The following is a 19,314-nucleotide window of genomic DNA, read 5'->3' on the forward strand; positions in this document are numbered from 1 at the left end:
AATGCTCAAAAAAGGCTAATATATTGTATTGGGTATTCTTGAAATTTAAACCCCGTGATTTGCTCCGGCTGTTTTGAAATCTACAAATCGTCATCTTCCTTTGTATATCCTTCGTAGTAGTAAGATTGTTCAATGCCTTTGAAAATGATTTCGCGGTTGTCCACTTCATCTGTCAAATGCGCAAAAAGCAGGGTCCTTAATTCCAGATCATTGACGGGGCTGCGTTCCACTGCCTGTAAATAAAGTGTCTTGTCTACAAATTGCCAGTTGACTAGCTTTTTCAGACTTGCTTTTAATATCATGTCGAGCCAGATGCGCATCGTCCGTCCGTTACCTTCCATAAACGGATGCGCAATGTTCATTTCCACGTATTTCGCAATTATCTCTTCAAAGGTGTTTTCCGGCATCAATTCAATTTTTGCCAGGATTTCATTTAGATATAAAACCGTTGCAAACCTGAATCCGCCCTTTGAAATATTTTGTGCACGTATTTTTCCCGCAAAATCATAGAGCCCGTCAAACAGATATTTGTGTAACTGCTGTAAGCCCTTCGTTGTTCCCGTTTTTATATGATTGATGTCGCCGCTTTCAAATAAACGATACGCATTTTCCAGGCTTTTTTTGTCTATGTTATTTTGCATGTAAATTCAAAATTGAGATTTCGGTAGCATATTTTCCCTTACACCAAAAGGTGGTTCAAATTCTTTAGCCGATCCAAAGTAATGATTTGCGCCAGCTGTACTTCTGGGAAATTGCGGAGATGCTGGGTGTAAATGCCTGCATCTTCATCGGCTGAGTTGCTTTGGATGAGCCAGAGATAATCCAGTTGTTTTACCTCAGGCAGCAGAACTTCTTTATTGTGTTTCAGCTTATATAAGAGATGGCGGGTACCGTTGAGCGGCACGCAATATTGGTAGATATTAAAATAGTGGAGCAGTCCGTCGGCACGTTGCAGACATATATCGAGATCTATTTCGCGGCTGAATTGTAAAGTAAACCGTTGGTTGAGCGTCCAGCACAGGCGATAGGCAGGGAGCGCACTCACGATTCCGATCAATACGGAATCGCTAAAGAAATCCTCCTGCATTGCAGCCATATCCAACGTCCATTTCGGCGACATCCTATTTGCGTTTTTTAAAAAACTCCCCGCCCCAAAATTCGGTGTTCTTTGTATATTTCCAAACAAAATGAAAGAACTATGGTTCAAATATCAGTTTTATTTGTTGTTGTCCTTATCCTGATCTTGCTTGCCGTAACCACCGTTCGTCAGGGAACCGTAGCCGTTATCACCGTTTTCGGAAAATTTCAACGTATTCTTCGTCCCGGGTTAAACTTCAAAATACCGTTCATTGAGCGTATTTATATGCGGGTTTCTTACCAAAACCGTTCCATGGAGTTGAAATTTCAGGCCATTACGCAAGATCAGGCCAATGTCAATTTTTCCGCCATGATGCTTTATGCCGTGCTTAACCAGGAAAGCGAAACCATTCAAAACGTAGCGTTCAAGTTTGTGGACGACCGAAGCTTTATGCAGGCACTGATTCGCTCGGTAGAAGGTTCAGTACGGGCATTCGTAGCTACCAAAAAGCAATCAGAAATACTGCAGTTGCGCATGGAAATTATCCATCATGTAAAGGAACAGCTTGATAAACAGCTGGAAGACTGGGGTTATCACTTGCTTGACCTTCAGATGAACGATATTTCTTTTGACGAAGTGATCCTGCAATCAATGGCAAAAGTGGTTGCTTCGAATAATCTGAAAGCTGCTGCCGAAAACGAAGGTCAGGCGTTATTGATCACCAAAACCAAAGCTGCCGAAGCGGAGGGTAATGCGATCAAGATCTCTGCTGAGGCCGAAAAACTGGCTTCGCAACTGAGAGGACAGGGTGTGGCACTTTTCCGTGAAGAAGTAGCTCGTGGTATGGCAATTGCCGCAAGAGAAATGGAAAATGCCAATCTGGATGCGTCTTTTATCCTGTTTTCGATGTGGACCGACGCAATTAAGCATTTTGCAGAAAACGGCAAAGGGAATACGATCTTTCTGGATGGATCTGCCGAAAATATGCAGCGTACATTACAACAATTACAGTCAACTTTGCAGAAGAAGAACTAACCACTAACTTCACACCAACGAGCCTATGTTACGGCGAATTCTGGCATATAGCATTTTTGCGTTAGGGATACTCACCATTCTGTTTTTCCGGTCTTATGAAGGGGAAATGATCCCTTATCCTGTCGTTTTTATCGTTTTGGGCGTTTTTATGCTTATTGTGGCCTACATCATTTTACGCAGGCTGCCTTTGATAAAAGCCCAGCTGGAACATCTGAAACGGCTGCACGATGTATCAGATCTGAAAGCAAACGGAATTATGATTGATGTAAATCTTGCGGATTGCGAGATCAGGGATAATTCTTATCAGGCAATTCCTGAAGCCGATGCAGGTACAGGTTTTCCGGAGGGAATCGGCGATCTGGAAAAATATTTCGAAGTGATAGATGCTTTAAAAAATCCGGTGAGGGACCGTAAACTAGCGGAGATTCACCAGAGTATCCTGATTTTTAAAACAAAGTATAATAACCGGAACATGCGCTTTATAAGCCGCGTACTGACGAAAGACAAGGCAACTATTTCTTTTTTACTCGATAATCAGAAACATACCGCATTGTACGTTGACAAAACAGACCCGACACGGTATTTTTTCGACCTGGATTTTCTGAATAAATAATCATTATTTCTCAAACGAAGCCAGTCCGCTTATTATCCGACTTTTCTTTTTTAAAGTCAAGTCGGATTTTTTATTGGAATCAATTAATTTTACGCGCCAATTTTAATTTATGATAGATGTATTGCTTGGGTTACAGTGGGGAGACGAAGGGAAAGGAAAAATTGTGGATTTCCTCGCCGCTCAGTACGATATTATTGCCCGTTTTCAGGGCGGACCTAATGCAGGTCACACGCTGTATGTAAACGGGAACAAGGTGGTATTGCATACCATTCCTTCCGGAGTATTCCAGACACATTGCCTGAACCTTATCGGTAATGGTGTGGTAATTGATCCGGTAACATTGCAAAAAGAAATAACAACCATCAAAGCTTTGCAGCCGGATCTGCTGGAAAGATTGTTCGTTTCTCACCGCGCTCACCTCATCCTGCCTACGCACCGTGCGCTGGATGCGGCATCTGAAGCTGCGAAAGGAAAAGAAAAAATCGGTTCTACGCTGAAAGGTATCGGCCCTGCATACATGGACAAAACAGGTCGTAACGGTCTGCGTGTTGGTGATGTGCTGAGCAAAGATTTTGAAAAAAGATACAATGCACTGAAAGAAAAGCATCTTCAGATGCTCGGTCAGTACGAAAATGTTGTGAACTGGCAGGAATGGGAACCTGCGTTTTTCGAGGCTATTGAACATCTGCGTTCACTGACCATCGTAAATGCGGAATACTGGCTGGAAAATCATCTGAAAGGCGGTAAAAAAGTACTGGCAGAAGGCGCTCAGGGCAGCATGCTGGATATCGACTTCGGTACTTATCCGTTCGTAACCTCATCTAATACCATTGCAGGTGGTGTTTGTAGCGGTCTGGGTGTGGCTCCGTCATGGATTGGCGAAGTATACGGCATTACAAAAGCTTACTGTACCCGCGTAGGTGGTGGTCCTTTTCCTACCGAACTGCTTGATGAAACAGGTGAAGAACTGCGTAAAGCAGGCCATGAATTTGGCGCTACTACAGGCCGTCCGCGTCGTTGTGGCTGGATTGACCTCGTTGCACTGCGTTACACAGTAATGCTGAGTGGTGTTACTAAGTTAATCATGACAAAAGCAGACGTGCTGGATCAGTTTAATCCGATCAGAGCTGCAGTTGCCTACAAGATCGATGGCGTAGAAACAAAAGAGCTTCCTTACGATCTTTGCAGTGTGGAGGTAGAGCCTGTTTACGACACATTTGCGGGCTGGGAAACACCAGTAAGCACTTGCACTACATACGATGAACTTCCGCAGACTTTTAAAGACTATTGTCACTTTGTAGAGCAGTACATCGGAACGAAAATCAGTCACGTTTCCAACGGTACCGGAAGAGAACAATTATTAATAATTTCTTAGTAGAAAAAATAATATTTTTTAAAACAAAAAAAAATTTGGCAATTTCCGCAAACAATTAAAATTTTACGGCAATAACGGTATGAGCGCTATGAAATCAAATACTGGAAAAAACGAAGCAGCAAGCAAGAAGAGCGCAACGCCAAGCGCTAAATCAACAACGAAGAAAGAGTCTACTAAACCTGCGAAAAGCACGGAGGATGATGACGATGATGATTTAGAAGATGAGGCGGAAACTCCTAAGAAAAAAACAGCTGCCAAAAAGACGACCACGACGGCCAGCAAAGCTAAGAGCCGCGATGAAGACGACGAAGATGATGATGCGGATGATGAAGATGATGACTTCGGCGACGATGAAGATGATGACTTTGGAAAAGGTGAGGATGATGACTATGACATGGACAAAGACTTTGAAGAATTTGACATGCCAAAATCAAAGAAATCTACAGGAGGCAAAAAGTCTTCTAAATCTGATGATTTTGACGTAGACGACGAATTTAAAGATCTTGGTTTCTTTAACGAAGGTGGTGGTTTTGATGATGACGATGACGACGATTTCTAAAACCAGGTAGCGCGCGCTTGCTGAGAAAGAAAGCTACATACCTGCTTCTGGAAAATGACGCAGAATCTATAAAATTAAGGATGCTGAATTGGATACAACAGTTCAGCATCCTTCTTTTTCTGGATAACAACGGCTATAATGCGCCTGTTGGCAATTACGAATGCCTGGCCGGCATCGGTGGTCAGGAAGTGGTGCGTCCTTCCGACGGAGATGCACTGATCCATTTGCAGGAATGGCATGATACGCGCCAGGATTGGCTTTTCGGGCATATTTGTTATGACTACAAAAACAAGCTGGAATCAAAGCTCTCCAGTAATCACACGGCGAATACGCATTTTCCGGATATCAGTTTCTTTCAGCCGGAAATAGTCGTGTATATCAACAGAGACCGTACCAAACTCTGCATTGAATCGCTGAAACTAACTCCAGATGAGGTCTATGATCAGATTTTGCAATCGTCGGAGATTAAAGAAACAGCACTTCCGCAAATTAATTTTCAACAAAGAATTTTACAGCAGGAATACCTTGGTATCATCGATACTTTGCGCAAGCATATCGAAGATGGCGATTGTTATGAAATCAATTTCTGCAATGAAGGTTTCTGCGAAAATGTAACGATCGATCCTGTAACTGTTTTCCATAAGCTAAATACAATCTCACCTGCGCCATTTGCGGCCTACTACAGATTAGAAGATAAACATCTGATGTCTGCAAGTCCGGAGCGTTATTTGATGAAGCAGGGAAGTAAGGTGCTTTCGCAGCCAATCAAAGGCACAGCTAAAAGAGGAACGAGCGCCGCAGAAGATGAACAGCGCAAAACCGAACTGCAAACCAGCATTAAAGAGCGCGCCGAAAACGTGATGATTGTGGATCTGGTGCGCAATGATCTGGCGCGTTGTTGTGAAGTCGGTAGCATTGCGGTCGATGAGTTGTTTAAGATCTATACTTTTCCGCAAGTGCATCAGATGATTTCAACAGTAAGCGGCCAATTGCAGACCGGCAAGCCTTTTACTGATGCCATCCGTTATTCTTTTCCGATGGGAAGTATGACCGGTGCACCGAAGATTATGGTGATGCAGTTGATCGAGAAATACGAAAAGGCACGACGAGAGCTATTTTCAGGAACGGTAGGTTATATCACGCCCGATGGTGATTTTGATTTTAATGTGGTTATCCGCAGTTTATTTTATAACGCCGGCACACAATACCTTTCTTACCAGACCGGTGGCGCCATTACCTACGACAGCGATCCGCAACAGGAATACGATGAAATGCGGTTGAAAGCATGGGCGCTTGAGCGAAGCTTTATGCTTAAAGCTTAAAGCTGCTCATTTTTTGACTTAAGTATTAGTATGGGGAAGTTTTATGCTTTAAGCTTTGTGCTTTTGGCTTACTCAGGATCTCCCAAAATCTCGGTCACTCTCCCAATCTGTCCATCTTCTAATCTTACTTTAATGCCTCTGGAATGATACAGTGAACTCGTCAGCAAATCTTTTACGATACCGATTGTTTTCTTGCCGGTGCGTTGATCTTTCTTAAGGATAATAGCCACTTCCAGGCCAGGATAAATATCTTCACGTCGTTGTCCACTCATGCTGCAAAAATAATTTGAAAACTGATTAAGACACAATTTCAAAAGAAGCAGCTGTAAGTAATGCCGTGTTGTCTTTGGTTGCAACCTGCACACTGCTTACCTGAGCACCATCCGGACCTTTTTTACACCAGGCGATAAAACGGTTGATGATGTCCTGATCACCCTGTAGCAGTGCTTCTACATTGCCATCTGGCGTATTGCGTATCCAGCCTTTCACACCAAGCTGATCCGCCATTTTTTTTGCAGATATACGATAAAAAACGCCTTGTACTTTTCCGGAGATGAGCAGATGGGTTGTTGTCATCTGGTAAAGTTAGGATTTAAGGATTATTAGAATAAGTTACCTTGATATGCGCAGGATCTTTTTTATAGACGAACGTCATGTAGCAAACTGATTCAGTAGGTAAGCCATTATAATAAGCTGGATTCCATTTCGGCATTTCATTTACGAAACGAAGGGCATTTTCATCCCAAAGTAAACCGATACCATCCACTAATTTTGTATCGCTAATACCACCGTCTTCCGCTATCGTGAATTTAATTTTTACTTTTCCTTCGTTCATGATGAGTGTAGAGGGCGGATAAACGAGATAAGTTTCTTTATACTCGTCGAATTCACCTGGAAAAGATGCATTAATCGCGGAAGGTTTATACTCTGTTTCTTTGCCATCGTTGGTATAGCTTTTTCCGTTTGTCATCTGGGTATAGATATTGTAATGTTCGCTTGTTTTTATTTTTCCATTAGGATAATAATACTCCTGAGGACCCACCAGATGTCCAGATAGATAACTCTTTTTGGCCAGTAGGGTTAGTGTTTTAGGATCCCAGTATTGCCATACACCTGTCTTTTCACCACTAGCATAATAGCCTTTCGATAATATATTTTCAAGAGAATCGTAGGATGTGTAACCCTTATCTAGCTTGCCATTTACGTAATAAGAAATGCTTTTTACTGCGCCGTTAGGATAATATCTGTACCATGTACTGTCGTTTTGCGTATGTATGCAGTTACCCTCACTGGATTTGTAAGTTCTTCCATTAAGTGTATCGTAAAATACAGTCCAAAAACGTATTGTATCTGAGCCGTGTCTTTGTGTTGATCTTAGGATGTTTGTTCCTTTGCGATAATATGTCCAGATGCTATCGGGAATATTGTTTGTGAAATGTCCGGTTGAACGGAGCTTGCCGCTTAAAGAGTCAAAACTATAGGTGTTGCCGGTATAGAAATGGCCAAAGCGATGTATCTGGGAAACTTTTTTTGTGCCCCGAAAATAAACTGTACGATATGATGTGTCTGCTTTTGGATCGTAGTCATATATATTTATTGGAAAGCCGCTTGCTGAATCATATATTCTTTGGCTAAGTATTGTGTCTTTACGTAGGATGTTTTTATAGTGCAGTGTTTTTCCATCAGCGAAATAAGCTAGCGATTCACCATTCTTTTTTCCATTTTTATATTCAATCCGATTATACATTTTTCCGGTCGCTGCATGGTAATAGTGGAATACGCCTTCGGCGGAGTCTTTCCTGAAAAGGCCAGTATATTTAAGTTTGTCGGAGTTAGAATAATAGAATTTCCAAAAACCATTGCGCTTATTGTTTCGATAGTCACCTTCATCCTCTTTATGTCCAAGCGAATCATAATAAGTAAAATATCCTTCCTTCACTTCACTGTCAATTTGGGAAAACGTGCCTACCATTTGCGGAATGCCACTTATGTAATAATCCGTTACATGATACAGCCCATTCTCTGCTTTTGGCTTTAAACGGAAATAAGCAGCACTGTCACGGCTTGTGGTCGGTTTCCATGATTTATTAAAAAAAATGGTATCGTTTTGTGCAAAAGAGTAGAGGCTGCAAAGAAGAAGGCAGACGAGGATAGCGGTATACTTCATAGCATGATACGAATGCCGCAAAAGTAACCGAATGAAAACAAATCAAATAATGAATATTTACTTTTTCTCTTTTACCGCTTCTAGGCTGTCTTTTTTGATGGCGTGGAAATCTTTGTTGAGGGTACGGTCATCCTGAGAGATGGCTTTTTCATTTTTGTGCAAATCTGATTTTGTAGTATGCACATCCGTACGAATTGCCTTTAGATCAGATTTGTCCTGGTGAACATAAGATGAGTCTTTGTGCGTGGATTTATCTTCGTAATACAATTCATTGGCATAATGCCGGGATTTTTTCTCTTTATCGAGATTGTTTTCATTTTGTTTTTTATGGGTGATGTCGTCAGTTCTTTTCTTTTCATCCGACATCTCTTTCTGACTGAGCGAATCCTTTTTTGTTGGTACCTGAACGGAAAGTGTTTGGGCACGCAATGATCCAAAGGAAACCACCCCACAAAATGCTATAAAAATGAACCGTTTCATAACGAATATTTTTAGTTCATGTTATAAAATTAGGTTATTTGTGCGTGTGATTATGTTAAAGCTTAGCTTTTATAATCAGCTTCTTAAACTGCAGATACTGTGGATAAGTAAAGACAATATTCAGCCCCGTTTTTTGTTAATTTTGTAGGCTCGCTACAGGTTCAAAATACCCACAAATAAGCCGGACAAGATGAAGTTTTCCCATTTACACAATCATACCCAGTTTTCGCTTCTGGACGGTGCTTCGAGCATCGGCCGTCTCTATGAAAAAGCTATGAAAGACGAAATGCCAGCCGTGGCTATTACAGATCACGGTAATATGTTTGGCGCGTTTCAGTTTGTATCGGAAGCATGGAAGAATAAAAAGGTAGTGGGGCAGACGCCGGAAGGGAAAGATATCATGGAGCCGGTGGTAAAACCGATTGTGGGTTGTGAATTTTACCTCGTAGAGAATCGTCATAAACGTCAGTTCTCTAAAGACGATAAAGACGTTCGTTGTCATCAGCTTTTCCTGGCCAAAGATGAAGTAGGGTATAAAAATCTGGTGAAACTCTGTTCGCTGGGTTACATGGAAGGGATGTACGGTAAATATCCGCGTATCGACAAGGAACTGGTGTTGAAATATCACGAAGGCCTGATCGCTACGACTTGTTGTCTTGGCGCGTCCGTGCCGCGTGCGATTCTGAAAAAAGGCGAGGAAGCGGGCGAGATAGAATTTAAATGGTGGCTGGATCTGTTTGGTGATGATTATTACGTAGAGTTTCAGCGACACGATATCCCAGAGCAGATTACAGTCAACAATGTTCTTGTAAAATTTGCACGTAAATACAACGTGCCCATCATTGCATCCAACGACTCTCACTATGTAGAGCGCGATGATTATAATGCCCACGATATCCTGCTTTGTATCAACACAGGTGAAAAGCAGGCTACGCCTACAATGAAGGATTTCAGCGATGACGATGTGTCGATGAAAGACCGCCGGTTTGCGTTTTACAACGATCAGTTCTATTTCAAAACAACGCAGGAAATGTCCACGTTGTTTGCCGATTTGCCGGAGGCGATCGACAATACCAACCGTATTGTAGAGAAGGTAAAGCCGCTGAAACTGGAACGTGAAATCCTGCTGCCGCACTTTAAAGTGCCAACAGAATTTAACGATGATCAGGATGCATTTCTCGAACATCTTACCTGGACGGGCGCCAAAGAACGTTATAAAGAAATCACACCGGAAATTGAAGAGCGTATCAAATTTGAGCTCTTCACTATTCGTACGATGGGTTTCGCGGGTTACTTCTTAATCGTATCAGACTTTATTGCAGCTGGTCGTAATCTAGGCGTGTTCATTGGCCCGGGACGTGGTTCTGCGGCGGGTTCTGCAGTTGCTTACTGTACAGGTATTACCAATATTGACCCGATTAAATATAATCTTCTGTTTGAACGTTTCTTAAATCCGGAACGTAAAAGTATGCCCGATATCGATACAGATTTTGACGATACTGGTCGTCAGAAAGTAATCGATTATGTGGTCGATAAATACGGTAAAACCCAGGTGGCGCACATTGTTACTTATGGTACAATGGCTGCCAAAATGAGTATCAAAGACGTTGCCCGTGTATTGGATCTTCCTTTGCCGGAGGCGAACGGATTAGCAAAACTGGTGCCGGAAAAACCGGGTATTTCTCTGAAACGTGTATTGCACGCACCCTTGAAAGGGGAGAAAAGTCTGGAGGAAAAAGAAGGTCTCGGTGGTGAAGATATTGAGAACGTAAATAAGATCCGTGAAATCTATCAGATGACGGATACGCTGCCGGGGCGTGTTCTGCACGAAGCGGAAAAGCTGGAAGGCTCTGTGCGCGGCACGGGTATTCACGCAGCGGGTATCATCATTGCGCCAAAAGACCTGACTGAATTACTTCCTGTTTGCGCGAATAAGGATGTAAACCTTCTCATTACGCAGTTTGAAGGCAAAATCATTGAAGACGCAGGTGTAATCAAAATGGATTTTCTGGGTCTGAAAACCCTTTCCATCATTAAGGATGCGCTTGATCTGATTAAAAGAAACCACGGTATCACCATCGATATCGACTACATTCCGCTTGATGATTTGGCTACTTATGAGCTATATCAGCGCGGTGATACGAATGGTACGTTTCAGTTTGAAAGTCCCGGGATGCAGAAATATCTGCGCGAACTGAAGCCCGATAAATTTGCCGATCTCATTGCGATGAACGCCTTGTATCGTCCGGGTCCGCTCGAGTATATCCCAAACTTTATCAAGCGTAAACACGGGGAAGAGGCAATCGTATATGACGTTCCGGAAATGGAAGAGTACCTGGCCGACACGTACGGTATTACGGTATATCAGGAACAGGTAATGTTGCTCTCGCAAAAGCTTGCAGGTTTCTCTAAAGGAGATGCCGACGTATTGCGTAAAGCGATGGGTAAAAAGCAGATTGCCATTCTGAATAAAATGAAAAGCCAGTTTGTGGAAGGAGCTACTAAAAAGGGGCATCCTGAAGACAAACTGAATAAAATATGGGCCGACTGGGAAGCATTTGCCCAGTATGCGTTCAATAAATCGCACTCTACCTGTTATGCATTCGTAGCGTATCAGACCGCTTATCTGAAAGCGCATTATCCTTCAGAATACATGGCTGCGGTAATGAACAACGCCAACAGTATTGAGAAGATTACCTTTTTCATGGAAGAATGTCAGCGCATCAATCTGGCAGTATTAGGACCGGATGTGAATGAGTCGCTGAAAGGTTTCTCCGTAAATAAAAAAGGGGTTATCCGCTTTGGTATGAACTCCATCAAAGGGGTAGGTGAAGCTGCAGTAGAAGATATTATCTCTGAAAGAGAAAACGGCGGACCATACACTACAGTATTTGATTTTATCTGCCGTGTCAATCAGCGTACGGTCAATAAAAAATCGCTGGAAAGCCTGGTGCTGGCAGGTGCTATGGACAACTTCAAAGAAATGCACCGTGCGCAGTACTTCTTTGCGCCGCCGACAGATCCGGTAACGGGTATGGAGCGTCTCGTACGTTTCGGTAATCAGTTTCAGGCAAGTACTTCCGTTGCTACCAACAGTCTTTTTGGTGCAACAACAATGCCTGATGTAAAACCGCCGGTAATGCCGGAATGCGATACCTGGGCGCTACCGGAATTGCTCAACAAAGAGAAAGATGTAATTGGTATCTATCTCAGCGCGCACCCGTTAGATGGTTTCCGTTTTGAGATGGACAACTATGGCATGATGCCGATCAGCGAGCTGGAAAATAATAAAGGCAGAACGGTGCGCATTGCAGGTTTTATCACTGATGCTGCACATATGGTGACCAAGAAGGGTAGTAAGTTTGGTAAGATGGTAATCAACGATTACAGCGGTAATCAGGAGCTTCTTTTCTGGGAAAACAACTACGTGCAGTACAATAATTTTATCGACAACGGTCAGACGATTATGGTGCAGGGTTCTTACAAAGAGCACCGTTTCCGCCCCGGTGTCATGGAATTTGAGATTCAGAATATCATGCTGCTCGATCAGGTGCGTAAAACCATGACGAAAAAGCTGCACCTGCTGTTGCCCTTACATAAGCTGGATGAACCAATGGTGGCTTTCTTTATGGACAATGTAAAGCGTTATCCTGGTTCGACGGATGTTATTTTCAGGGTAGTAGATCACGCTGCGCAAATGGATATTCGCCTTAAAACCCTCAATATGAGGCTGGAATTGAACGATGAACTGATTCAGTTTTTGCAGGGTAGCGAAGATGTTAAATATTCGCTGGAGATTACGAATTAAAAAGATTGATAATCAGCTTTCGAAGTTGATAATTTCCGGAATGGGGAAAACTTGTCAATAATGTCCCTGTCAACTATTTGCGAATAATCGTCTTCTATTGTGTTGAATCAATATTGGTGGTACATTTGCTATTCATAATTGAGAAATTAATAAAAAAATAAACAATCATGGCAGCAGTATACACCGATGCTAACTTCGATCAGGAAGTGATCAGTGCAGATAAATTGACAGTAGTAGATTTCTGGGCTCCATGGTGCGGCCCGTGTCTCGCGCTCGGCCCAACCATCGACGCTCTTGCTAAAGAATACGAAGGAAAAATCAATGTAGGTAAAGTAAACGTTGACGAAAATCCTACGCTTTCTGTAAACTACGGTATCACAAGCATCCCTTGTGTACTTTTCATCAAAGATGGCAAAGTAGTAGACAAACAAGTTGGTGCAGCTCCACGTGGTGCTTTCGAAAAGAAAATCCAACAACACATCTAAAATCCTCTTGATTTTAAATACAAAGGGCCGGCGTTTGTCGGTCCTTTTCGTTTTTCGGGGTTTCCCGCAAAGATGCTAAGATGTAAAGTCGCAAACTAGTTATCCCGAGCGAACGAACGGGGAGACACTAATCGTTAATGCTTTAACCCTTTAATCCACGATACCTTAATAAAGCAGTCCGGCCGTTTTTAATGCTTTCAACTGCATCGCGAGTCGTTCGCTAAACAGACGGGCGCCTTCGCGATTCAGGTGCGTATAATTGTAGAAATACTCTTTGTGGTTGCAGAGCGGGTCTTTAGAAAAATCCAGAAAGATTGCATTGTATTTGGCCGCCAATTCCCGGAGCATATCCAGATAGCCTTCCCGCAGCAGCACTGTTTTTTGAAATGGCGTATACTCGGGCGGTAATACCATAACCATCCGTATAGAATCGTTTTTACAGGATTGCAGATAAGTTTCAAACTGGTGGAATACAAACGGATCGAAATCTGGAATATAACGCGGGTATTTTTGGCGGAACGATGCCACTACGTCTGTTTGCCAGGCGTAATCGTTGGGGCCGAATCCCTTATTTACTTTGAAGTCATCCGCTTCAGGTTTGCCTAAACTACTGCGAATGCCTGCTACTACTGCGTTTGGTTCACCCTGCCATTTCAGAAACGGAAAATATTTTGTGTAAAATGGAATATCAATTCTCGTTGCCATCTGAAATAAATCCGGATTGCTGAGAAAGGGCAGATATTGTTCCCGGTTATATTGCGCGCTCGATATTCCGAAGAAAACGTAATCCACTACCTGAATAATCATTTTAGGTTTGCGGTTGTATCGCGCGTAAAAAAGATAACGAGCGTACTGCACATCAAAACAAATTCCGTCGGAGCCAATATTGAAACTATTACTGCCGATCGCCGAATCAATGACGAATGGGTCGATCTGCACACGCGCATGCGAATTGCCCTGTATCAGCACATCGGTATTGATTGTTCCGTTTTCCATCCCGTTCAGGACGCTGTATCGAGGATAATTTCCATTCTTGAAACCACGCTCTGTCACAAATGAAACCGCAATCAGCACAATGATGCAGATTGCCAGAAAGCCTATGAAGTCAAGCAAGAATTTTTTCATCGTTAAAATTGAAAATAGATAAAGGTTTGTTGAGCGGCGCCGTAAACAAATATGATCAGGAATACAGCGAGATAAATACTCCAGCGCAGTGGTTTCGACGCGAAATGATCCATTTGTAATCCGTGCTGCTTGGTACGTTGTGCCCATTCTACCAATAACATCAGAGCGATGAATACCGGCGTCATCAGGCTAAAATCCAGCGTGCGGTTGAACGGAAGAAACGGCGTTTTAAACATCCCGGCAATGTATCCGAAGGCACTATGAATGTCCTTTGACCGGAAAAAGATTAATGCGAAACTGACCAGGGCAAATGTGCTCAGCATTTGTATCAATTCTTTCAGGCTGGGGAAGGTCCGGCCGGCTGCAACTATTTCAAGATTGTTGCGGTTTCTTTTCATGAGTACCAGCGGCAAAAGATAGACCGCATGTAAAAATCCCCAGGCAACATAAGTCCAGTTGGCGCCATGCCAGAGCCCGCTGAGCACAAAAATCACAAACGTGTTGCGCAATACTTTATAGGTAGAAACTCGGCTGCCACCAAGTGGAATATACACGTAATCGCGAAACCAGTTGGAAAGCGAAATATGCCATCGTCGCCAGAATTCAGCAATATCACGCGAGAAATAAGGATAAGCGAAGTTGCGGATCAGATCGAATCCGAATAAACGGGCAGAGCCGATGGCGATATCTGAGTAACCGGAAAAATCACCGTAGATCTGGAACGTAAATAAGATAGAACCGGCTATCAATGCCGAGGATGTCTGGTGCTGATAATCGCCGAAAATCTGACCGACCCATTTGGCACAGTTATCGGCCACAACCATTTTTTTGAAAAATCCCCAAAGCATTTGACGCAGTCCATCTCTGGCTTTTTGTGAATCAAAATGCCGTTGGTGTTGAAATTGCGGCAGCAGATGTGTGGCCCGTTCAATTGGGCCTGCAACCAGTTGCGGGAAGAAACTCACAAATGCGAAAAACACCACTGGGTCTTTTTCGGCAGAAAGTTTTCGCCGGTACACATCAATGGTATAACTCAGCGTTTGGAACGTGTAAAAACTAATGCCCACCGGTAATATAATGTAGAGCGTTGTTGGATCAAGATGAACACCGAGGCGCGCAAATGATGCTGTAAGGCTTTCAGCGAAGAAATTATAGTATTTAAAAAATCCGAGAAATCCGAGATTGGTCAGGTAACTTAAACTGAAAAATACTTTTCGCCACCGCGGGTCTTCAATAGCGTCGAGCCGGAGACCTACCCAGAAGTCAAGCGAAGAGCTGAACAACACCAGAAAAAGAAAGCGCCAGTCCCACCAGCCGTAAAAAAGATAGCTGACGAGAATGATGAATAAATTTTGCAAACGCAGGCTTTTCTGAAAGGCAAACCAATAGAGTATAAAAACTAATGGCAGAAATATGGCAAATTCATAGGAATTAAATAACATGTAGTGTGTTTGATAATGAAACCTTACCTTTCAGATTGGGCAAATATATTATCCCTGTACTAAAAACGGTGAAATAAACGTTTTAAACGTTGCATTTGTCGAATCACTCAACGATATTACAGTCGATTGAAAACTATAGTAGCATTAAATTCTTTCTATGAAATCATTTACTCAGATTACAGATCCAGTGTACACGCCTCGGGAGTTGAGTGCTACAGACCGCTTTTTCATGAAATTCATCCGCGATGAGCGCGATCTTCCATTTGTCTACCTCACGGTAAAAATTACATTTACCATGCTGCCGGTTGCAGTTCTTTTATACATGCCGTTTATTAATGGCTGGACATTTGCACTGCTGGCTGTTTTATATCAGTTCATGAACAATTTCAGCTATAAAGGTCCTTTCGGATTGATGCTGCATTGTACCAGTCACAGATCGCTCTTTAAAAAGGAGTATGAATTTCTGAATCATTATTTGCCTTGGGTGATTGCGCCATTCTTCGGTCATTCTCCGGAAACTTACTACACGCACCATATAGGCATGCACCATGCCGAAAATAATCTTGAAAACGATGAAAGTACCACCATGCCATATCAGCGCGATTCATTCCGCGGTTTTGGCCATTATTTTGGTGTATTTTTCTTCGCCGGTATTTACCATTTGTGCGCTTATTTCGTCCGCAAAAAACGCAAAAAATTATTGTATCGTTCCGTGCGTGGCGAACTGTCGTTTATACTTTTCTGTGTAGGGATGAGTTTCGTAAATTTTCCTGCTACGCTCATCGTTTTTATTATTCCATTTGTATTGTATCGTCTGATAGCAATGATGGGCAACTGGGCGCAGCACGCGTTTGTAGCGGCAGAAGATCCGGGAAATGACTACAAGAACAGTATTACCTGTATCAATACCAAATACAACCATAAATGCTGGAATGATGGCTATCACATCAGCCATCACGAAAAACAAACCATGCATTGGACAGAACATCCGGTTTATTTCCAAAAGACAATTGATAAATACATTGATAACGATGCCATCGTTTTTGATGGTATTCACTTCCTGCACGTTTTTGTGTACCTGATGCGCAAGCGTTACGATCTGCTCGCCAAAAATTTTGTCAACATCGGCGATCGCTTTGCTTCAGACGAAGAAATTATCGTATTTCTGAAAAAACGGACATTGAAAATTGATCTGGCTACTATTGCCGCTACCGCTCGGCCAGTGCCTGTTGCAGTGGAGCCGTAAAGTTTTAAGTTGAATGTTTTAAGTGCTACGTTTTAGGTCGTTTTGTCGTTCATCGCGTTACTTATAACTTAAAACGTACAACTTATAACTTATAACTCATACCGTTAGCTCATAACTCAAATAGCTGTTTATACATCTATATTTTTTATTGTTACCGCTATTTTTAATAAATAGTAGGTTAAGCTTTTGTCTTATCGTAATATGTAAATTAATTCATTAATTTTCGTACTATTAAAGATCAAATCGCTGATGTTAGCGTCTGCGATACAAGCCTGCTATTTTTATCCACGAGCGATGTTATCAACAGAATTTAGAGACCTGCCGGATTACGAACTACTGCAGGAAGTAGTTAATATGATCAATGAAGGGTTGATCATCAAAGATCTGAATGGACAGATTATCACATTCAATCAGCAGGCGCTGAATTTGCTCGATTTGCCGGCGGAACAATGTCGTGGTAAAAACTGCGCCGATCTTTTTATTTCCTTTTGTCATTCTGATTTGCGGCTTTACGAATTTGAAGAAGTACCTTCTGTAGTTACGATGCGCACAGGAAAAGCGGTGCAGGATGCGGTGATCGGAATTAAAACAGAGAAAGCGCTCAACTGGGTTTCACTCAGCTCAAAAGTTATTTCTATTGGTGGAACGCCTTATGTGTTGATTTCATTTTTTGATATTTCCAATATCATCGAAGCGAACCGGAAGCTGGCCGAGAAAGAACGTCATCTGCAGCTCATCGTTTCTTCCATTGACGATATGGTTTTTGAAATAACCGCAGGCGGTAATATTCTTAATTACTGGACGAATGATACACAACAGTTATTTTATAATCCTGATTTCTTTTTAGATAGAAATATAGGCGAATTATTTCCGCCTGAGCTTTCAAAGCCTTTTCTGGAGCTAATTACGAAGTCGCTGCAGGAAAATATGCCTTGTGGCATGGAGTATCAGTCGCCATTTGATTCGCACAAAGATAGCTGGTACTACATGCATGTGCGGCCCATTCATACGCTGGAAGGAAAAGTTGCGGTGGTCATTTCTGATATTACAGAGGAACGCAAAACGCAACAGAAACTGGCCGAAATGGACCGTCGCTGGAAGTTCGTGTTAGAATCGTCGGGACAGGCGCTCTGGGATTTTGATTTTCCTACCCGATCTGTCTACTATACCGATGTCTGGAAAACCATGTTAGGGTACAATCCGGATGAGATCGGCATGGGGCGTAATGAGTGGGAGTCGAGAGTACACCCGGAAGATGTAAAGCTCATGAATGATGCCGTGCAATTGCATGTGGAAGGTAAAATACCTTATTGCGAAGTGGAGCATCGGCTGATGCATAAAGACGGAGCATATCGGTGGATATTGTCGAAATCGGTTATTACAGAACGCGATGTCGCGGGCAATCCATTGCGTATGCTGGGTATCAATATGGATATAACGGAACGCATTCATAATATGGAGCAAATCCGTATCAGCGAACAAAAATTCAATCAGGCATTTCAATATTCCGCTATTGGTATGGCTTTGGTGGAAATGGACGGTCACTGTATGGAGGTAAATGAGACGTTTTGCAAAATGCTCGGTTATACCGCGGAAGAACTTCGTTCCATGACGTTTCATCAGTTCACGCATCCGGATGATTTATCGGAAGATGTGGCCAATATGGACAAACTGGTCAAAGGAGAATTCCGGAGTTATACGTTGGAAAAACGATACATACATAAACAAGGCCATTTTATCTGGAGTCTTTTGACGGTTTCACTGGTGCGCGATAGCAATGGTGAGCCTATTTTTTGCATTGGTCAGGTGCAGGATATCTCTGCCAGTAAAGTGCTTATCGACGCATTGGCGCGGCAAAATGCGCAGCTGGAGCTGACAACACTTGATCTGGAGCAAAAAATTAATCAGCTGGAAGAATTCAATCAGATCGTGGCGCATAATTTACGTAGCCCGGCCGGCAACATTCAGATGCTGATTCATGAAATTGAAAACGCTACCAGCGAAGCGGACCGGGATGAATATCTTGATCTGCTAAAATTGAGCAGCACGGCACTTATCGAAACGTTACAAGAATTGATTGACATTCTGGAAATCCGCGTAAATAATTGCCTGCCGTTTGAAAGCTGCCATTTTACTGATATCACAGATAAAGTAATCAAGCAGTTGTTGGCCGGTATTCAGCATAAAAACGCATCCGTTGTAACCAATTTTGGTGTACAGGATATTTTTTATCCGAAAGTATATCTTGAAAGCATTATTCAGAATCTTGTAAGCAATGCATTAAAATATTCGTCGCCCGAACGACCACCACAAATCAATATAGAAACCTATTTACATAAAGGAACCGTGTGCCTGAGCGTTCGTGACAACGGCCTCGGTATAGATCTTAATAAATATGGTTCGCAGATATTTAAATTCCGGAAAATATTTCACCGCGGGTTTGACAGTCGTGGAGTAGGGCTTTTCATGACGCGTAACCAAATAGAGACCCTTGGTGGAAAAATTACGGTAGAAAGCGAGCCGGACATTGGAACGACATTCACAATTAAATTTTAGGGAGAACACAACACATTAAATCA

Annotated in this window: 17 protein-coding genes; 9 read left to right on the top strand and 8 right to left on the bottom strand. The window is 42.5% G+C overall.

Annotated features, from left to right (window positions below):
* Nucleotides 1–80 precede the first annotated feature (80 nt).
* Nucleotides 81–641 (bottom strand): protein adenylyltransferase Fic, encoded by a 561-nt coding sequence (gene fic, locus DN068_RS00410; RefSeq protein WP_110996901.1) that lies wholly within the window; start codon nucleotides 639–641, stop codon nucleotides 81–83.
* Between the two features lie 38 nt (nucleotides 642–679).
* Complete coding sequence (locus DN068_RS00415) at nucleotides 680–1,120, bottom strand: IPExxxVDY family protein (protein WP_110996902.1); 441 nt, start codon at nucleotides 1,118–1,120, stop codon at nucleotides 680–682.
* Nucleotides 1,121–1,198: 78 nt separating this feature from the next.
* Here DN068_RS00415 and DN068_RS00420 point away from each other — a divergent pair, with 78 nt between their 5' ends.
* The 5 genes from DN068_RS00420 to DN068_RS00440 all read left to right on the top strand — a co-directional run bounded on the left by DN068_RS00420 (nucleotide 1,199) and on the right by DN068_RS00440 (nucleotide 5,982).
* Nucleotides 1,199–2,113, top strand: coding sequence for an SPFH domain-containing protein (locus DN068_RS00420; RefSeq protein WP_110996903.1), 915 nt, complete (start codon nucleotides 1,199–1,201; stop codon nucleotides 2,111–2,113).
* A gap of 25 nt (nucleotides 2,114–2,138) precedes the next feature.
* Complete coding sequence (locus DN068_RS00425) at nucleotides 2,139–2,726, top strand: hypothetical protein (RefSeq protein ID WP_123985170.1); 588 nt, start codon at nucleotides 2,139–2,141, stop codon at nucleotides 2,724–2,726.
* A 109-nt stretch (nucleotides 2,727–2,835) separates the two neighbouring features.
* Nucleotides 2,836–4,101 carry an adenylosuccinate synthase gene (locus DN068_RS00430; protein ID WP_110996905.1) on the top strand — a complete coding sequence of 422 codons (1,266 nt, stop codon included), beginning with the start codon at nucleotides 2,836–2,838 and terminating at the stop codon, nucleotides 4,099–4,101.
* A gap of 88 nt (nucleotides 4,102–4,189) precedes the next feature.
* The gene (locus tag DN068_RS00435) at nucleotides 4,190–4,660 is read left to right on the top strand and encodes a hypothetical protein (protein WP_123985171.1); all 471 of its coding nucleotides are present in this window, start codon (nucleotides 4,190–4,192) and stop codon (nucleotides 4,658–4,660) included.
* Nucleotides 4,661–4,677: 17 nt separating this feature from the next.
* Nucleotides 4,678–5,982 carry an anthranilate synthase component I family protein gene (locus DN068_RS00440; protein WP_243630013.1) on the top strand — a complete coding sequence of 435 codons (1,305 nt, stop codon included), beginning with the start codon at nucleotides 4,678–4,680 and terminating at the stop codon, nucleotides 5,980–5,982.
* Nucleotides 5,983–6,050: 68 nt separating this feature from the next.
* On the opposite strand, the gene DN068_RS00445 is transcribed toward DN068_RS00440, so the two are convergent.
* The 4 genes from DN068_RS00445 to DN068_RS00460 are packed head-to-tail and all read right to left on the bottom strand — an operon-like array spanning nucleotide 6,051 to nucleotide 8,629.
* Nucleotides 6,051–6,254 carry a YwbE family protein gene (locus tag DN068_RS00445; protein ID WP_110996907.1) on the bottom strand — a complete coding sequence of 68 codons (204 nt, stop codon included), beginning with the start codon at nucleotides 6,252–6,254 and terminating at the stop codon, nucleotides 6,051–6,053.
* A gap of 25 nt (nucleotides 6,255–6,279) precedes the next feature.
* Entirely contained in the window at nucleotides 6,280–6,558 is a 279-nt protein-coding gene (locus DN068_RS00450; protein ID WP_110996908.1) for an acylphosphatase, read from the bottom strand.
* Between the two features lie 16 nt (nucleotides 6,559–6,574).
* Nucleotides 6,575–8,149, bottom strand: a complete 1,575-nt coding sequence (locus DN068_RS00455; protein WP_110996909.1) for an energy transducer TonB — start codon at nucleotides 8,147–8,149, stop codon at nucleotides 6,575–6,577.
* 57 nt (nucleotides 8,150–8,206) lie between these two features.
* Nucleotides 8,207–8,629, bottom strand: a complete 423-nt coding sequence (locus DN068_RS00460; protein WP_110996910.1) for a hypothetical protein — start codon at nucleotides 8,627–8,629, stop codon at nucleotides 8,207–8,209.
* Between the two features lie 190 nt (nucleotides 8,630–8,819).
* Here DN068_RS00460 and dnaE point away from each other — a divergent pair, with 190 nt between their 5' ends.
* Both dnaE and trxA read left to right on the top strand, forming a co-directional pair.
* Nucleotides 8,820–12,437, top strand: a complete 3,618-nt coding sequence (gene dnaE / locus DN068_RS00465) for a DNA polymerase III subunit alpha (protein ID WP_110996911.1) — start codon at nucleotides 8,820–8,822, stop codon at nucleotides 12,435–12,437.
* 167 nt (nucleotides 12,438–12,604) lie between these two features.
* Complete coding sequence (gene trxA, locus DN068_RS00470) at nucleotides 12,605–12,922, top strand: thioredoxin (RefSeq protein WP_110996912.1); 318 nt, start codon at nucleotides 12,605–12,607, stop codon at nucleotides 12,920–12,922.
* A 165-nt stretch (nucleotides 12,923–13,087) separates the two neighbouring features.
* Here the strand turns inward: trxA and DN068_RS00475 are convergent, their stop codons facing one another.
* Together DN068_RS00475 and DN068_RS00480 are read right to left on the bottom strand one after the other, a co-directional pair.
* Entirely contained in the window at nucleotides 13,088–14,047 is a 960-nt protein-coding gene (locus DN068_RS00475; protein ID WP_110996913.1) for an SGNH/GDSL hydrolase family protein, read from the bottom strand.
* A 2-nt stretch (nucleotides 14,048–14,049) separates the two neighbouring features.
* The gene (locus DN068_RS00480; RefSeq protein WP_110996914.1) at nucleotides 14,050–15,489 is read right to left on the bottom strand and encodes an MBOAT family O-acyltransferase; all 1,440 of its coding nucleotides are present in this window, start codon (nucleotides 15,487–15,489) and stop codon (nucleotides 14,050–14,052) included.
* A 157-nt stretch (nucleotides 15,490–15,646) separates the two neighbouring features.
* On the opposite strand from DN068_RS00480, the gene DN068_RS00485 reads away from it, so the two are divergent.
* Together DN068_RS00485 and DN068_RS00490 are read left to right on the top strand one after the other, a co-directional pair.
* Nucleotides 15,647–16,735 carry a fatty acid desaturase family protein gene (locus DN068_RS00485; RefSeq protein ID WP_110996915.1) on the top strand — a complete coding sequence of 363 codons (1,089 nt, stop codon included), beginning with the start codon at nucleotides 15,647–15,649 and terminating at the stop codon, nucleotides 16,733–16,735.
* A gap of 294 nt (nucleotides 16,736–17,029) precedes the next feature.
* The gene (locus DN068_RS00490) at nucleotides 17,030–19,291 is read left to right on the top strand and encodes a PAS domain-containing sensor histidine kinase (protein WP_165836236.1); all 2,262 of its coding nucleotides are present in this window, start codon (nucleotides 17,030–17,032) and stop codon (nucleotides 19,289–19,291) included.
* The last annotated feature ends 23 nt before the right edge of the window (nucleotides 19,292–19,314 follow it).

The sequence above is a fragment of the Taibaiella soli genome, from assembly GCF_003236175.1.
GTDB lineage: Bacteria > Bacteroidota > Bacteroidia > Chitinophagales > Chitinophagaceae > QKTW01.

Bases quoted from the DNA above. Each gene is read 5' to 3' on its own strand.
- DN068_RS00490 (WP_165836236.1), top strand. From the start codon at position 17,030: ATGTTATCAACAGAATTTAGAGACCTGCCGGATTACGAACTACTGCAG.
- fic (WP_110996901.1), bottom strand. From the start codon at position 641: ATGCAAAATAACATAGACAAAAAAAGCCTGGAAAATGCGTATCGTTTA.
- DN068_RS00455 (WP_110996909.1), bottom strand. From the start codon at position 8,149: ATGAAGTATACCGCTATCCTCGTCTGCCTTCTTCTTTGCAGCCTCTAC.
- DN068_RS00430 (WP_110996905.1), top strand. From the start codon at position 2,836: ATGATAGATGTATTGCTTGGGTTACAGTGGGGAGACGAAGGGAAAGGA.
- DN068_RS00445 (WP_110996907.1), bottom strand. From the start codon at position 6,254: ATGAGTGGACAACGACGTGAAGATATTTATCCTGGCCTGGAAGTGGCT.
- DN068_RS00435 (WP_123985171.1), top strand. From the start codon at position 4,190: ATGAAATCAAATACTGGAAAAAACGAAGCAGCAAGCAAGAAGAGCGCA.
- DN068_RS00415 (WP_110996902.1), bottom strand. From the start codon at position 1,120: ATGTCGCCGAAATGGACGTTGGATATGGCTGCAATGCAGGAGGATTTC.
- dnaE (WP_110996911.1), top strand. From the start codon at position 8,820: ATGAAGTTTTCCCATTTACACAATCATACCCAGTTTTCGCTTCTGGAC.
- DN068_RS00485 (WP_110996915.1), top strand. From the start codon at position 15,647: ATGAAATCATTTACTCAGATTACAGATCCAGTGTACACGCCTCGGGAG.
- DN068_RS00460 (WP_110996910.1), bottom strand. From the start codon at position 8,629: ATGAAACGGTTCATTTTTATAGCATTTTGTGGGGTGGTTTCCTTTGGA.
- DN068_RS00420 (WP_110996903.1), top strand. From the start codon at position 1,199: ATGGTTCAAATATCAGTTTTATTTGTTGTTGTCCTTATCCTGATCTTG.
- DN068_RS00425 (WP_123985170.1), top strand. From the start codon at position 2,139: ATGTTACGGCGAATTCTGGCATATAGCATTTTTGCGTTAGGGATACTC.
- DN068_RS00480 (WP_110996914.1), bottom strand. From the start codon at position 15,489: ATGTTATTTAATTCCTATGAATTTGCCATATTTCTGCCATTAGTTTTT.
- DN068_RS00450 (WP_110996908.1), bottom strand. From the start codon at position 6,558: ATGACAACAACCCATCTGCTCATCTCCGGAAAAGTACAAGGCGTTTTT.
- DN068_RS00475 (WP_110996913.1), bottom strand. From the start codon at position 14,047: ATGAAAAAATTCTTGCTTGACTTCATAGGCTTTCTGGCAATCTGCATC.
- trxA (WP_110996912.1), top strand. From the start codon at position 12,605: ATGGCAGCAGTATACACCGATGCTAACTTCGATCAGGAAGTGATCAGT.